Consider the following 13646-nt stretch of genomic DNA (forward strand, 5'->3'; position numbering starts at 1 on the left):
TCATGATTTTGCCTTGGCTGATCCTGATCCCCTTCATCGGCGGCTTCCTGTGCTGGCTGGGTGAGCGCTTCGGCGCCACCCTGCCGCGCTGGATCGCGCTGCTGACCATGTCCCTGCTGCTCGGCATTGGCCTGTACCTCTGGGGCACCGGCGACTACACGCTCGCTCCCGCTCCGGGCGCCGAACCGGCCTGGGCCGTGGAATACAAAGTCCAGTGGATCCAGCGCTTCGGCATCAGCATCCACCTGGCCCTCGACGGCCTGTCGCTGCTGATGATCCTGCTCACCGGCCTGCTCGGTGTGCTGTCGGTACTGTGTTCCTGGAAAGAAATCCAGCGTCACGTCGGCTTCTTCCACCTCAACCTGATGTGGATCCTCGGCGGCGTGGTCGGTGTGTTCCTGGCCCTGGACCTGTTCCTGTTCTTCTTCTTCTGGGAAATGATGCTGGTGCCGATGTACTTCCTCATCGCGCTCTGGGGTCACAGCTCGGCAGACGGCAAGAAGACCCGGATCTACGCGGCGACCAAGTTCTTCATCTTCACCCAGGCCAGCGGCCTGATCATGCTGGTGGCGATCCTGGGCCTGGTACTGGTCAACTACAACACCACCGGCGTGCTCACCTTCAACTACAGCGACCTGCTCAAGGCCGAGCTGCCAGCGGGCGTGGAATACGTGCTGATGCTGGGCTTCTTCATCGCCTTCGCGGTGAAGCTGCCGGTAGTGCCGTTCCACTCCTGGCTGCCTGACGCTCATGCCCAGGCACCCACCGCAGGCTCCGTGGACCTGGCCGGTATCTTGCTGAAGACTGCAGCCTACGGCCTGCTGCGCTTCGCCCTGCCGCTGTTCCCGAACGCCTCGGCCGAGTTCGCGCCAATTGCCATGACCCTGGGCCTGATCGGTATCTTCTATGGTGCCTTCCTGGCCTTCGCGCAAACCGACATCAAGCGCCTGATCGCCTTCTCCAGCGTCTCGCACATGGGCTTCGTGCTGATCGGTATTTACTCCGGCAGCCAGCAGGCTCTGCAAGGCGCGGTGATTCAGATGCTGGCCCACGGCCTGTCGGCTGCCGCGCTGTTCATCCTGTCCGGCCAGTTGTACGAACGCCTGCACACCCGTGACATGCGCCAGATGGGTGGCCTGTGGCACCGCATCGCCTACCTGCCCGCCATCAGCCTGTTCTTCGCCGCTGCATCGCTGGGCCTGCCAGGCACCGGCAACTTCGTCGGCGAGTTCCTGATCCTGCTCGGCAGCTTCGTGCATGTACCGTGGATCACCGTGATTGCCACCACCGGCCTGGTGTTCGGTTCGGTGTACTCGCTGATCATGATCCACCGCGCCTACTTCGGCCCGGCCAAGACCGACACCGTGCTGGCCGGCATGGACGGTCGCGAACTGATCATGGTGCTGGGCCTGGCGGTATTGCTGATCCTGCTGGGCGTGTATCCGCAGCCGTTCCTCGACACCTCTGCCGCCACCATGAGTGGTGTGCAGCAGTGGCTCGGTTCCGCTTTCACTCAACTCGCTTCGGCCCGGTAAGAGCGCTATGGAATTCACCACTCAACACTTCATCGCATTGGCGCCGATGCTGATCACCACCATCACCACGGTGGTAGTGATGCTGGCGATCGCCTGGAAGCGCAACCACTCGCAAACCTTCCTGCTGTCCACCGTGGGCCTGAACCTGGCCCTGCTGTCGATCCTGCCGGCGCTGAAGGTCGCGCCGCTGGCGGTCACCCCGCTGCTCACCATCGACAAGTTCGCCTGCCTGTACATGGCGATTGTCCTGGTGGCAACGCTGGCCTGCGTCACCCTCGCCCACGCCTACCTTGGCGAAGGCTCCAAGGGTTTCCCGGGCAACCGTGAAGAACTCTACCTGCTGCTGCTGATGTCGGCCCTTGGTGGGCTGGTGCTGGTCAGCGCCAACCACCTGGCTGGCCTGTTCATCGGCCTGGAGCTGCTGTCGGTGCCAGTCTACGGCCTGGTGGCGTATGCGTTCTTCAACAAGCGTTCGCTGGAAGCCGGCATCAAGTACATGGTGTTGTCGGCCGCAGGCTCGGCCTTCCTGCTGTTCGGCATGGCCCTGCTGTACGCCGACGCTGGCAGCCTGAGCTTTGACCAGATCGGCAAGGCCCTGGCCGCCACCAGCATGCCAAGCCTGGTGGCCCAGCTGGGCCTGGGCATGATGCTGGTCGGCCTGGCCTTCAAGCTGTCGCTGGTACCCTTCCACCTGTGGACCCCGGACGTGTACGAAGGCGCTCCAGCACCGGTCGCCGCGTTCCTGGCCACCGCCAGCAAGGTCGCGGTGTTCGCTGTGGTCGTGCGCCTGTTCATGCTCTCCCCTGCCGCCAGCAGCGGCGTGCTGAGCACCGTACTGGCAGTCATTGCGGTCGCCTCGATCCTGGTCGGTAACCTGCTGGCACTGACCCAGAGCAACCTCAAGCGCCTGCTCGGTTACTCGTCGATCGCCCACTTTGGCTACCTGCTCATCGCCCTGGTAGCCAGCAAGGGCCTGGCCCTGGAAGCCATGGGCGTGTACCTGGTCACCTACGTGATCACCAGCCTGGGCGCCTTCGGTGTCATCACCTTGATGTCCTCGCCTTACGCCGGCCGTGACGCCGATGCGCTGTACGAGTACCGCGGCCTGTTCTGGCGCCGTCCGTACCTGACTGCCGTACTGACCGTGATGATGCTGTCGCTGGCGGGCATCCCGCTGACTGCCGGCTTCATCGGCAAGTTCTACATCATCGCCACCGGCGTCGAGTCGCACTTGTGGTGGCTGGTCGGTGCCCTGGTGATCGGCAGCGCCATCGGCGTGTACTACTACCTGCGCGTCATGGTCACCCTGTACCTGGTCGAACCGAACCTGCGTCGCCACGACGCCCCACTGAAGTGGGAACAGCGCACCGGTGGCGTCATGCTGCTGGCCATCGCCATTCTTGCCTTCGTGCTCGGTGTCTACCCACAACCACTGCTGGAACTGGTCCAGCAGGCAGGCCTGCAACTGATCGGCTGATTGCCCCGGCAATACAAGACACCCCGCTTATGCGGGGTGTTTTTTTTTGCGCCAGTTGCTGGCTCATTCACCAGGGCTACCTTGCCCTGCTCCCGGCAACGCGGCCTTGCGCAAATCACCATTGGCCGAAGGCAGGTAGACTTCCGGGTTGGGCATGCCACTGGGAGAGAGCTCATGGGTCATTTCGAACTCGGCACGCACCGACCAGCCACATGCCTCGGTTGTGCATTGCAAATAAGCGATGCGCAGGAAAATATGTCGCCCTTCGCTGGTGCGTATGCGCATCCGGCTATGGCAATGCGGGCAAACCAGCTTGTAAGTACTCACGGCAAGTACCTGCAAGCACTGTTCAGCTTCATCTTCTGTGAGAATGCTCGCTTGGCTGTGTCAGTATTAGCTGCAAAGCTAAGTCTATTCTTCAGTTTGATGTTTCTCATTGCAGATATGCTCCTTAAAACGCAGGGCTGTATTCATAACGAGTAGTTTAAGCCCATGGAATATCAATAAACCAGTCATGGATATTTGTTATGAGTACTCACGTACTTGCTGCGGTGCTCACGCGCCTTAAGTTGCTGACCGGCTCGCAGTCTGATGCCGAGCTGTCCCGTGCACTGTCGGTGAGCCCGCAAACCTTGAGCAGCTGGAAGGTGCGCGACAGCATTCCGTACTCACTTTGCATCGATATTGCCAAGCAACATGATTGTTCACTGGACTGGCTGTTGCTGGGGCAGCCTGAGCAGCACCCCGCAGGCCCTGATGAAACAGGTTGGGAATGCGACATGCTTGAGCGTCTGCGTACGCTATCGCCCAGTGATCGACAGGCCATCCTGCTGTTCATTAAGGACAAGCAGCGTATCCAGCAACTGGAACAGCAGTTGAGTGAGCTTGGCGGCTAACCCCGCCGCCGCCAGCGCTGAAGCAGTTCACGCGGGTCGAGCGTGTCCACTAGCACCATGACCTTCAGGCTGATGGGGATCACCACCACGGCAGCCACGAATGCCGCCATGCCACGGGTCAACAGTGGCAACAGTGACGAAACCAGTGGCTCGAACAGGTGCCCCACACCCACGGTGACGAACACCAACAGCAATTTCTTGCTCAGCGTCAGGCGCTTGTCTGTATTGGTGATCAATCGATCGCGCGCCGCACTGACCAGCAATGCCCCCAGCAGCGCAGCGAACAGTACATTGCCATCCACACCCAGCAGCGCCATCACGGCCGCGGCCAGTTCATCCAGAAGCGACTGCTCAGGCATTGGGCTTTCCTCCTCTTGGAACCGGCTGGCAGGCCGCCGAACGCAAGCTGTACATCACCGCTCCTTCGACAAACCGGATGTAGCACACCCGCAAGGCACGCCCATGCTCGTGCCCGGCGACATCTTCGAGGCGCTTGTAGCCCCGATCTCGCAAAACTGACCGCCAGCGAGCGAATTCGCGTGCTGCGTCGATGGCCGCACAGCGGGCCGCCACTTCCAGTGCAACCTCACTGACAGACTCTTGCAGTTGCAGGCGTTCACGTAGCCTGCCGAGGTCCACCCGCGGCCAGAACGGGTCGTGGCTATCGGCAAAGCGTGGCAGCCGAGGATCGTTACCCATGCATCACCCCCTCACTGCTCTGCCAGCATGCCGTAGCGGATGGCTTTGATCACTGCCGCCACCCGCGTAGGCACATCGAACTTGCGCAGGATGTTGGACACATGAAAGTTCACGGTCGACTCCTTGCACGCCAGGATCTGGCCTATCTCCCACGAGCTTTTGCCATAGGCACACCACAACAGCACCTGCTGTTCACGTGGCGTCAAGCGAACCGGAGCGTCCGCCGGGTGTTGCAGCGAGTGTCGAGCATTGTCAGTCATGATTGAACTCCGCAGGTGGTTGAGCGAGGCATCGCTGCCGATCTGCAGTCACCTTACGAAGCACAGGCCAGGGCCTTCCAGCGCAGCCGCTTGTAAAGAAGTTTCGTACAAAACCGTCTGACGAAGGCTGCACGAAATTTGCTGAATTCCTTCGTGCTTCAAGCGGCATTTCGCTCGTCTCAACGCCGTTGTCCATTCGCCTTTCGCCTGGAGTCGTACAATGCGTTGCGTTTTTCCCCTGTCTTCCTGCCTTGGCCTGCTGGCTGCCTTTGGCGCCACGCAGCCCGCCGTGGCGGCACCTTCGGTCGAGCTGGGCCAGGTGTTGATCACCGATGAAGAGCAGGACGAGCTGACGGCAGCCAGTGAGCGCCTGCGTGAAGTGCCAGGCGCCAGTAACCTGGTGGACATGCAGCGCGTCGGGCAAGGCCGGGTGGCCAGCAACCAGGACGTGCTGGCCTATCAGCCCGGGGTATTCGCGCAATCGGCAGGCAATGATGGCATCAAGCTGTCGATCCGCGGCTCGGGCATCAACCGTGCACCAGGCGCTCACGGCTCCGGCGTTTACACGATGTTCGACGGCCTGCCGCTGACCGGCCCTGGGGGTACCCCCTACGAGCTGTTCGAACCCTTGTGGCTGAGCCGTGCAGAGATACTGCGCGGCGCCAATGGCTTTGACCAGGGCTCGCTGGCCTTGGGCGGCGCGATCAACTATGTCACCCACACCGGCTACGACGCAGCCCCCCTGCAGGTGCGCTACGAAATCGGCAGCCGCGGCTACCAGCACCGCCACATCAGCTCCGGCCAGGTACTGGGCAACCTCGACTATTACGTGGCCCTGACCGACTCGGAATATGACGGCTACCAGAACCACAGCAGCGGCAGTGCCAAAGGCGTTGCCGCCAACGTCGGTTACCGCTTCAACCCGAACCTGGAAACGCGCTTTTACCTGCGCTACCGGGAGACCGAAAACGAACTGGCCGGGCGCCTGACCAAGGACCAGATCAAGCACCACCCGCGTGCGGCCAACCCAGCCTATCTGGCCCGGGACGACAGCCGCCCACAGCCTGGCAGCACCTGGGTCGGCAACAAGACCACTTTCTACCTCGACGATGATGCACGCCTTGAGGCTGGCCTGGTCTACCACGACTACCCGATGGACCTGCGCGAAGGCCCAATGCGCCTGAAAGTGGCCTACACCGATGTCAGCGGCACGCTGAATTATTTCCGCCGCGACACGGTGTTCGGCCATGAAAGCAAGACCACCATCGGCTGGCGCACCACCAAGCACCTGCCCAACAGCGGCGCCTCGCAGTTCGCGCGCAATGGCGACGTGTTCGGTGCACGTACCCGCGACTTCACTTACCAGGGTTCAGATACCGTTCTGCATGCCGGCAACGACCTGGAGCTGGCGCCCAACCTGTGGCTGACCACCGGCCTGGCGATGATCTACACACGCCGCGAAAGTGACGTCACCTACCCCGCCGAAGGGGGCAAAGTGAGCATGCATGACTGGGACTACGCGCCACGGGTTGGGCTGCGCTACGACATCCGCCCGGATCTGCAGGTGTACGGCAACCTCAGCCGCTCGGTCGAACCGCCACACCCATGGTCACTGATCTGGAGCGCGCCAAGCACTGGCGGCAAGCAGATTCAGCCGATCGAAATGCAGAACCAGACTGCCACCACCCTGGAACTTGGCGCCCGTGGCGACTCGGCGATCGGCCGCTGGGACCTGGCCTGGTACTACTCGCAGGTGCGCCACGAGCTGCTGGCGGTGGAGGTGGTGCCGAACTTCACCTCGGAGTTCAACGCCAGCGCCACCGTGCACCAAGGCGTCGAAGCTGGCCTCGACAGCACCCTGTGGGAGCGCGCCGGCACGGGCAAGCTGAGCTTGCGCCAGGCCTACACCTTCAGCGACTTCCATTACCGGGATGACGACACCTTCGGCGACAACCGCCTGCCCGGTATCCCCATGCACTATTATCAGGCTGAACTGCGCTACGACTGGCCGAGCGGTTTTTATGCCGGGTTGAATACGCAGATGGCCTCGAAGGTGCAGGTGGACTATGCCAACAGCTACCACGCTGACGAATATGCCTTGCTTGGGGCACGCGTTGGCTGGGATTCGCCGAAACAGGACTGGCAGACCTGGCTGGACCTGCGCAACCTGACCAACAAGCGCTATGCAGCGACGGTGACACCGGCCTACAACGATGCCGGCAACGACAACGCTCGCTCTACACCGGGCGAAGGCTTTGGTGTGTATGCCGGGGTTTCCTACAGCTTCCGCTAAACAGACGGGGCCGTTGTGCGGCCCCCATAAACGAACAGGCCTCAAACCGCCCGGTTCAACTTCACCCACGAAGCGAACTTGTCGACAAACGCCTGCAAGAACGGCCGGGTCTTGTCGCTGAGCTTGCCGGCGTCGTCGAACAGACTCGCTGCGCCACCTATGTAGGCCTCGGGCATTTGCATGCAGGGCATGTCCAGAAACACCAGCGACTGACGCACGGCATGGTTGGCTCCAAACCCGCCAATAGCCCCCGGCGACACGCTCACCACCGCTGTCGGCTTGCCGCCCCAGGCACTCTGGCCATAAGGCCGTGAGCCCACATCAATGGCATTCTTCAGGCAGCCCGGCACCGAACGGTTGTATTCCGGGGTGACGAAAAGCACCGCATCACTGCGGCGGATCTCCTCGCGAAAGCGCTTCCAGGCTTCTGGCGCACCTTCGGCTTCGACATCTTCGTTGTACAACGGCAAATCGCCAATCTCGACGATCTTCAGGGCAAGGCTGGACGGTGCCAGCTCCGAAAGTGCGCGGGCTACCTTGCGGTTGTAGGACTCCTTGCGCAAGCTACCGACGACAACCGCTACCGAATACACCTGGCTCATGGCAATTTCCAACCTTTGCGGGGTAAAAGGACGTTGTAGTTATAGATGACCGTTTCTCGCCGCTTTGGTTTTTTTTCACAAAACCGAAAACTTCCGGCGCTGTTCCACGGTCTATGCCTGCAGACATTTCCTACGTATTTCAGAGGTTTCCACCCAAATGGCAGCAGTAATGGTCGGCCAATTCCACGCCCGTGACGCCGAAGGCCGTATCTACCCTGTGCACGAGTTCCAGGAGTCGACCCTGCAACTTGACGGCAGCACGCTGGGCGCCCCCATCACCACCTACCGCCTGGCCATCGGCGACAAGGTCAACCACCTGGGTGAAAACCGTTTCGAACTGGCCCGCAGCGGCGTCGAGATCACCCGCATTCCGTGATGCAATCTACCGTGTAGCAGCCGTTTTCATTCTGCAGGCCGTGCACGTCGGCGACAAAACCGGGGAAGCCCTGGTTGAACGCCCGGGCGAACGCCAGGTAATCAAGGATCGAACGGGTTGCCTCGGTAAACCGCTCCCCCGGCATGATCAATGGAATGCCGGGTGGGTACGGTACCAGCATCACCGCCGCCACACGCCCTGGCAGTGCCTCGATCGGCACCGCCTCCACTTCGCCGCGGACCATCTGGTCATATGCTCGGGCCGGGCTCACGGCGACTTCCGGCAAGCGCGTGAACAGGCGCTTCAGCTGCTTGGCCGTGGCGTTGCCGCGGTAACAGTCATGCAGTTGGTCGCACAGGTCACGCAGGCCCATGCCCTGGTAGCGTGACGTATCAGCAGCCATCACGCTTGGCAGGCAGCTGCTAAGCGGAGTGTTGCCGTCATAGTGGCGCTTGAAGTCCAGCAACTCGGTGAGCAAGGTGCTCCACTTGCCTTTGGTGATCCCCATGGAAAACAGCACCAGAAAGCTGTACAGACCGGTTTTTTCCACTACCAATCCGCGCTCCCAGAGGAACTTGCTGACCACGGCGGCCGGGATACCATGCGCGCCCAGCGCCCCGCCGGCATTCAGGCCAGGCATCACCAGGGTGACCTTCAGCGGGTCGAGCAACACGTAGTCGTCTGCCACCTCACCAAAACCATGCCAGTCAGCTCCGGGCTGCAGCAGCCAGTCCTGTGCCGCCAGCCGATGGATGCCTTCGGCAGTCGGCGGTTGCCAGATACTGAACCACCAGTCGTCAGCCGCGATGTGCTCGCGCAGGTTGGCCAGGGCACGCCGAAAGCTCAGCGCCTCGTCGAACATTTCCTGCAGCAGCGAGCGCCCGGCCGGCCCCTCCATCATGGTCGAGGCCACGTCCAGCGACGCGAGGATGCTGTACTGTGGCGAAGTCGAGATGTGCATCATGAACGCTTCGTTGAAACGGTCCCGGTCCAACTGACGCCTGGCGCCGTCCTGCACGTGAATCATCGAAGCCTGGCTGAATGCGGCCAGCAGCTTGTGGGTGGAATGGGTGCTGAACACCAGCGGGCTTTCTGCCAAGCAGGTGGTGCCCATGGCGTAACGCCCGGCAAAAAAGTCATGGAACGCCGCGTAGGCAAACCAGGCCTCGTCAAAGTGCAGGACCTCGACACTGCTACCCAAGGCTTGCTTGATCATGCCCGCGTGATAACACAGCCCGTCGTAGGTCGAGTTGGTCACCACCGCTAGCTTGATTCGCTGCCCACGGTCGCGAGCCAAGGGGTTGGCCTGGATCTTCGCCGCAATTGCCTCGGCGCTGAACTCGCTGAGCGGGATCGGCCCGATGATGCCCAATTCATTGCGCTCGGGGCACAGGTACAGAGGGATGGCGCCGGTCATGATGATCGCGTGCACCACCGACTTGTGACAGTTGCGGTCCACCAATACCAGGTCGTCACGACCGACCATGGCGTGCCAGACGATCTTGTTGGCTGTCGAGGTGCCATTGATGACGAAGAAGGTGTGGTCAGCGCCGAAGTTGCGTGCTGCTCTGGCCTCGGCTGCGGCCAGCGGGCCGGTATGGTCGAGCAGCGAGCCCAGTTCAGGGACCGAAACGGACAAGTCCGAGCGCAGGGTGTTCTCCCCGAAGAACTGGTGAAAGGCCTGGCCAACCGGGCTTTTGTGATAAGCCACGCCGCCGCCGTGCCCCGGGGTGTGCCAGGAATAGTTGGACTGCGCGGTGTGTTGCACCAGCGCCTTGAAGAAAGGCGGCAGCAGGCCGTCGAGGTATGCGTGTGCAGCTCGCGCCACCTGGCGGGCGAGGAATGGCACGGTGTCTTCGAAGAGGTAGAGGATGCCCCTCAGCTGGTTGAGCTCGCTCATGGCCTCGGCGGGGGCGTTTTCCAGGGTGACCTGCTCGCCCAGGGCGAAGATCGGCAGGTTGGGTGCACGCAGGCGGGCCAGGCCGATCAGCTCGGCCATGTTCTGCAGCAGGTGGGTGTTCTCGCCGGCGCCTTCGGCCGCGATCAGCATGCAGGCCAGGCCGTGGTGGGTGGCGGCGACCAGGCGTGCTTCGGCGTGGTCAGCGGCCTTGATGACGGTGAAACCGTCCTGGGTCAGCTCATCGGCAATTCCGCGCACCCGTTCGCCGGCAACGCTGTCGGCCTTGATGGCGCGGTGGACGATGAGGATCGGAAACTTGAGGTCCTTGTACATCAGGTGGCTACCTCCGAAGGACATGGGGTCCATTTCAGGGTAGTTGACGTGCCTGTCTTGAGGGTTGGGGTGGGGCGTAAATCGAGCGCCGCCCGCGCGGCGCATCGCGAGCTGCGCTCGCTCCTACGTTTGTTTCGGGCCAATTATTCCTGTGGGGTTCGCGCGCGAACGCCTGGGTGCATGGCTCGATGTCGCGCAGTACAAACCAGGCGATCGCGCGCGCCTGTAACAGGCGTTACTGGCCAAAAAAAACGTAGGAGCGAGCGCAGCTCGCGATGCGCCGCGCGGGCGGCGCTCGATCTCAACACCACCGCACAACCCACGGCAAGCCAAGCGTCTCAGCCCGCCGGCGTCTCGGTCAGGGCCTGCCACATCGAAGGCCCACCCGCCGACTTGGCGATGGCCGCCAGCCGCTCGGCATGCGCCTCCAGCTCTTCAGCACTGGCCACGATCACCCGCCCAGGCCCACGCCCGACAATCCGGCGGATCTCGCTACCGCCAGCGCCCTGCCCATCATCATCGGCGTCTGCCCCATGGCCAGCCAGCGACAGGCTGGTCTGGCCACCGGTCATCGCCAGGTAGACGTCTGCCAGGAGCTCCGAGTCGAGCAGTGCGCCGTGCAGCTCACGGCCCGAGTTGTCGATGTCGTAACGTTTGCACAGCGCATCCAGGCTGTTGCGTTGCCCCGGGTGACGCGAGCGTGCCAGCAGCAAGGTATCGAGGATGGTGCAATATTGCGCAGCGTCCGCACGATCCTGCTGGCCGAGCAAGGCGAATTCGTTGTTGATGAAACCAACGTCGAACGCGGCGTTGTGGATGACCAGCGTGGCACCTTGGATGAACGCGAAGAACTCTTCGGCTACATCTGCAAAACGCGGCTTGCCGACCAGGAACGCATCGGTGATGCCGTGGACGTTGATGGCGCCCTCGTCACTCTCGCGGTCGGGCTGCAGGTAGACGTGGAAGTGCCGCCCGGTCAGGCGCCGGCCGATGACCTCGACGCAGCCGATCTCGATGATCCGGTGGCCTTCGCCAACCGGCATACCCGTGGTTTCGGTATCGAGAATGACGAACCGTTTATCTTGCTGCTGCTCCACGCGGGGCGCTCCAACTTGCATCAGTTACAAAAGCGGCGATTGTAACCCAGCTCAACGCTGGGCGCGCACCTCATCGACCCCACGGTTGGCCAGCTGGTCGGCGCGTTCGTTGCCGGGGTGGCCGATATGGCCGCGCACCCACTTCCAGATCACCTTGTGGCGGTTGACCTGCTCATCCAGCAGCTGCCACAGGTCGGCGTTCTTCACCGGCTCCTTGGCGGCGGTCTTCCAGCCGCGCTTCTTCCAGTTGACCATCCATTCGTTGATGCCCTTCATCACGTACTGCGAGTCGGTGGTCAGCACCACCTCGCATTCACGCTTGAGCGACATCAGGCCCTGGATCGCGGCCATCAGCTCCATGCGATTGTTGGTGGTCTCACGTTCGCCGCCCCACAGTTCCTTTTCGACGCCCTTGTAGATCATCAGCACGCCCCAGCCACCCGGGCCAGGGTTGCCCTTGCAGGCACCATCAGTAAACATCTCGACGCTATCGCTCATGTACCACTCTTGAATTCAGTGCTTGTCAGTTTCGGGATTGGCTGCGGTGCGGTTGACCTTCGCCAGTGGCAGCGGCAGCAGCTTGCCCATTGGCTCGCGGCGTTCCGGCCGCAGAGGCCGCAGGCCTACCACCATCTTGCGCGCCACCAGCAGGTATACCCCGCCCCCAGAGCCCTGCCAGCCGCCGGCCAGTCGTTCCCAGCCCTCCAGGCGTTGCTGCCATGCAGGTGAGGCAAGCGGCGGACGATAGCACCCGAAGCGGCGTTTCTCCAGCGCGAAGCCCAGCAGGTTGAGCCAGTCCCCCACCCGCGAAGGCGAGATGCACCGCGCTTTGCGCAGGGCGCCATGGCTGAAGAAATGGCGCATGCCCCAACTGCTCCACGGGTTGATGCCGACGATCAGCAGATGACCGCCCGGGCGCACTGCACTGGCCGCCTCGCGCAGCAGACCATGCGGTGAAAGGCAGAAGTCCAGGCCGTGCTGCAGCACCACCACGTCGGCGGCATGCTCGCTCAGCGGCCACGCCTGCTCTTCGCAGACGATCTCCACCCCAGGCAATGGCGCACCAAGGCGCACGTTGCGCTGCACCTGCGGGGCGCTGGGGGGGGCCTCGGCGCATGGCCCATAATGCACAAGGTAACCCCCGAAGAAGCGCCCTAGCTCTTCTTCCAGCAGTTTGTCCTCCTCCTTGAGCATCAGTTGCCCGAGTGGGCCGTTGAACCACTCACGGGCCAGGCTGATCAGCTCGACCCAGTCCGGGTCGGCCTGGGCAAAGGCTTGGTCGGTCATTGCGCTCTCCTTCGAAGGTTCTCCCACCGCGCCATCGCGGCTAAGATGCCCTCATGTGCCACGCTAGGCGAATCGGATCCGCACCATGATACAGATCGATGCTCTCCCCGCTTTCTCCGACAACTACATCTGGTTGTTACAGGATACTGCCAAACGCCGTTGCGCGGTGGTTGACCCGGGTGATGCCGGCCCGGTGGAACGCTGGCTGGCGGCAAACCCCGGATGGACGCTGAGCGACATCCTGATCACTCACCACCACAACGATCATGTCGGCGGCGTTGAACGGCTCAAGCAGTTGAGCGGGGCGCGGGTCTGCGGCCCGGCCAACGAGCGCATCCCCGGCCGCGACCTGGCATTGAACGACGGCGACCTGCTGGAGGTGCTGGGCGTGGGTTTCCAGGTGCTGGCAGTGCCCGGTCACACGCTGGGGCATATCGCTTTCTTCAGCGACCAGCCGGCAACGCCCCTCCTGTTCAGTGGCGACACCCTGTTCGCCGCCGGCTGCGGGCGCATGTTCGAGGGTACACCCGAACAGATGCAGCCTGCCCTCGCCCGCCTGGCGGCGCTGCCAGCGCGAACCGAGGTGTACTGCGCCCACGAATACACCCTCAGCAACCTGCGCTTCGCCAAGGCCGTGGAGCCCAGCAATCCGCATGTTCAGCAACGGTTCGAAGACGTTAGCCGGTTGCGCGCGGAAAATCGCATCAGCTTGCCATCGACGATTGGCCTGGAACGCCTGACCAACCCCTTTTTGCGTACCTCTGAAACATTAGTTAAACAAAAAGCAGACGAATGGAAGGGACATTCGAACACCTCGCATGTCGCTGTTTTTGCTGCCTTGAGGTCTTGGAAGGACACCTTCTGATAACCGCAAGATATATCGCAAGTGAT

The 13646-nt window shown here is 62.3% G+C and carries 15 protein-coding genes; 6 read left to right on the forward strand and 9 right to left on the reverse strand.

What is annotated here, in order from left to right:
• Positions 1 to 2 precede the first annotated feature (2 nt).
• The gene (gene nuoM, locus DMX11_RS11935) at positions 3 to 1535 is read left to right on the forward strand and encodes an NADH-quinone oxidoreductase subunit M (protein WP_110744711.1); all 1533 of its coding nucleotides are present in this window, start codon (positions 3 to 5) and stop codon (positions 1533 to 1535) included.
• Positions 1536 to 1542: 7 nt separating this feature from the next.
• On the forward strand, positions 1543 to 3012 hold the full coding sequence (gene nuoN / locus DMX11_RS11940; protein WP_110744712.1) for an NADH-quinone oxidoreductase subunit NuoN: 1470 nt from the start codon (positions 1543 to 1545) through the stop codon (positions 3010 to 3012).
• 63 nt (positions 3013 to 3075) lie between these two features.
• Here nuoN and DMX11_RS11945 read toward each other — a convergent pair whose 3' ends face one another.
• On the reverse strand, positions 3076 to 3339 hold the full coding sequence (locus DMX11_RS11945; RefSeq protein WP_110744713.1) for an ogr/Delta-like zinc finger family protein: 264 nt from the start codon (positions 3337 to 3339) through the stop codon (positions 3076 to 3078).
• Positions 3340 to 3539: 200 nt separating this feature from the next.
• Here DMX11_RS11945 and DMX11_RS11950 point away from each other — a divergent pair, with 200 nt between their 5' ends.
• Positions 3540 to 3908: a helix-turn-helix domain-containing protein gene (locus DMX11_RS11950; protein WP_110744714.1), complete on the forward strand. Its 369-nt coding sequence runs from the start codon at positions 3540 to 3542 to the stop codon at positions 3906 to 3908.
• Here DMX11_RS11950 and DMX11_RS11955 read toward each other — a convergent pair.
• Genes DMX11_RS11955 through DMX11_RS11965 form a run of 3 tightly spaced genes read right to left on the reverse strand, consistent with a single transcriptional unit; the run spans position 3905 to position 4867 of the window.
• The gene (locus DMX11_RS11955) at positions 3905 to 4267 is read right to left on the reverse strand and encodes a hypothetical protein (protein ID WP_110744715.1); all 363 of its coding nucleotides are present in this window, start codon (positions 4265 to 4267) and stop codon (positions 3905 to 3907) included. The two genes, DMX11_RS11950 and DMX11_RS11955, sit on opposite strands and share 4 nt — an antisense overlap.
• The gene (locus tag DMX11_RS11960; RefSeq protein WP_110744716.1) at positions 4260 to 4607 is read right to left on the reverse strand and encodes a head completion/stabilization protein; all 348 of its coding nucleotides are present in this window, start codon (positions 4605 to 4607) and stop codon (positions 4260 to 4262) included. The genes DMX11_RS11955 and DMX11_RS11960 overlap by 8 nt, the downstream gene beginning before the upstream one ends.
• An 11-nt stretch (positions 4608 to 4618) precedes the next feature.
• Positions 4619 to 4867, reverse strand: coding sequence for a helix-turn-helix transcriptional regulator (locus tag DMX11_RS11965; protein ID WP_110744717.1), 249 nt, complete (start codon positions 4865 to 4867; stop codon positions 4619 to 4621).
• A 220-nt stretch (positions 4868 to 5087) separates the two neighbouring features.
• Here DMX11_RS11965 and DMX11_RS11970 point away from each other — a divergent pair, with 220 nt between their 5' ends.
• Positions 5088 to 7160 carry a TonB-dependent receptor domain-containing protein gene (locus DMX11_RS11970; protein WP_110744718.1) on the forward strand — a complete coding sequence of 691 codons (2073 nt, stop codon included), beginning with the start codon at positions 5088 to 5090 and terminating at the stop codon, positions 7158 to 7160.
• A gap of 41 nt (positions 7161 to 7201) precedes the next feature.
• Here DMX11_RS11970 and chrR read toward each other — a convergent pair whose 3' ends face one another.
• Positions 7202 to 7762, reverse strand: a complete 561-nt coding sequence (chrR, locus tag DMX11_RS11975) for a class I chromate reductase ChrR (protein ID WP_110744719.1) — start codon at positions 7760 to 7762, stop codon at positions 7202 to 7204.
• A 157-nt stretch (positions 7763 to 7919) separates the two neighbouring features.
• On the opposite strand from chrR, the gene DMX11_RS11980 reads away from it, so the two are divergent.
• A complete protein-coding gene (locus tag DMX11_RS11980) occupies positions 7920 to 8138 on the forward strand; it encodes a hypothetical protein (protein ID WP_010954911.1) in 219 nt (72 codons plus the stop codon).
• Here the strand turns inward: DMX11_RS11980 and DMX11_RS11985 are convergent.
• From DMX11_RS11985 to DMX11_RS12000, 4 genes are all read right to left on the reverse strand, one after another.
• Positions 8122 to 10371 carry an Orn/Lys/Arg decarboxylase N-terminal domain-containing protein gene (locus tag DMX11_RS11985; RefSeq protein WP_110744720.1) on the reverse strand — a complete coding sequence of 750 codons (2250 nt, stop codon included), beginning with the start codon at positions 10369 to 10371 and terminating at the stop codon, positions 8122 to 8124. The two genes, DMX11_RS11980 and DMX11_RS11985, sit on opposite strands and share 17 nt — an antisense overlap.
• A 338-nt stretch (positions 10372 to 10709) precedes the next feature.
• A complete protein-coding gene (gene dnaQ, locus DMX11_RS11990; protein ID WP_110744721.1) occupies positions 10710 to 11468 on the reverse strand; it encodes a DNA polymerase III subunit epsilon in 759 nt (252 codons plus the stop codon).
• A 51-nt stretch (positions 11469 to 11519) separates the two neighbouring features.
• Positions 11520 to 11966, reverse strand: coding sequence for a ribonuclease HI (gene rnhA, locus DMX11_RS11995; protein ID WP_110744722.1), 447 nt, complete (start codon positions 11964 to 11966; stop codon positions 11520 to 11522).
• A 15-nt stretch (positions 11967 to 11981) separates the two neighbouring features.
• On the reverse strand, positions 11982 to 12755 hold the full coding sequence (locus DMX11_RS12000; RefSeq protein WP_110744723.1) for a class I SAM-dependent methyltransferase: 774 nt from the start codon (positions 12753 to 12755) through the stop codon (positions 11982 to 11984).
• 85 nt (positions 12756 to 12840) lie between these two features.
• On the opposite strand from DMX11_RS12000, the gene gloB reads away from it, so the two are divergent.
• A complete protein-coding gene (gene gloB / locus DMX11_RS12005) occupies positions 12841 to 13620 on the forward strand; it encodes a hydroxyacylglutathione hydrolase (RefSeq protein ID WP_110744724.1) in 780 nt (259 codons plus the stop codon).
• The last annotated feature ends 26 nt before the right edge of the window (positions 13621 to 13646 follow it).

This window comes from Pseudomonas sp. LB-090624, from assembly GCF_003205205.1.
Classification (GTDB): domain Bacteria; phylum Pseudomonadota; class Gammaproteobacteria; order Pseudomonadales; family Pseudomonadaceae; genus Aquipseudomonas.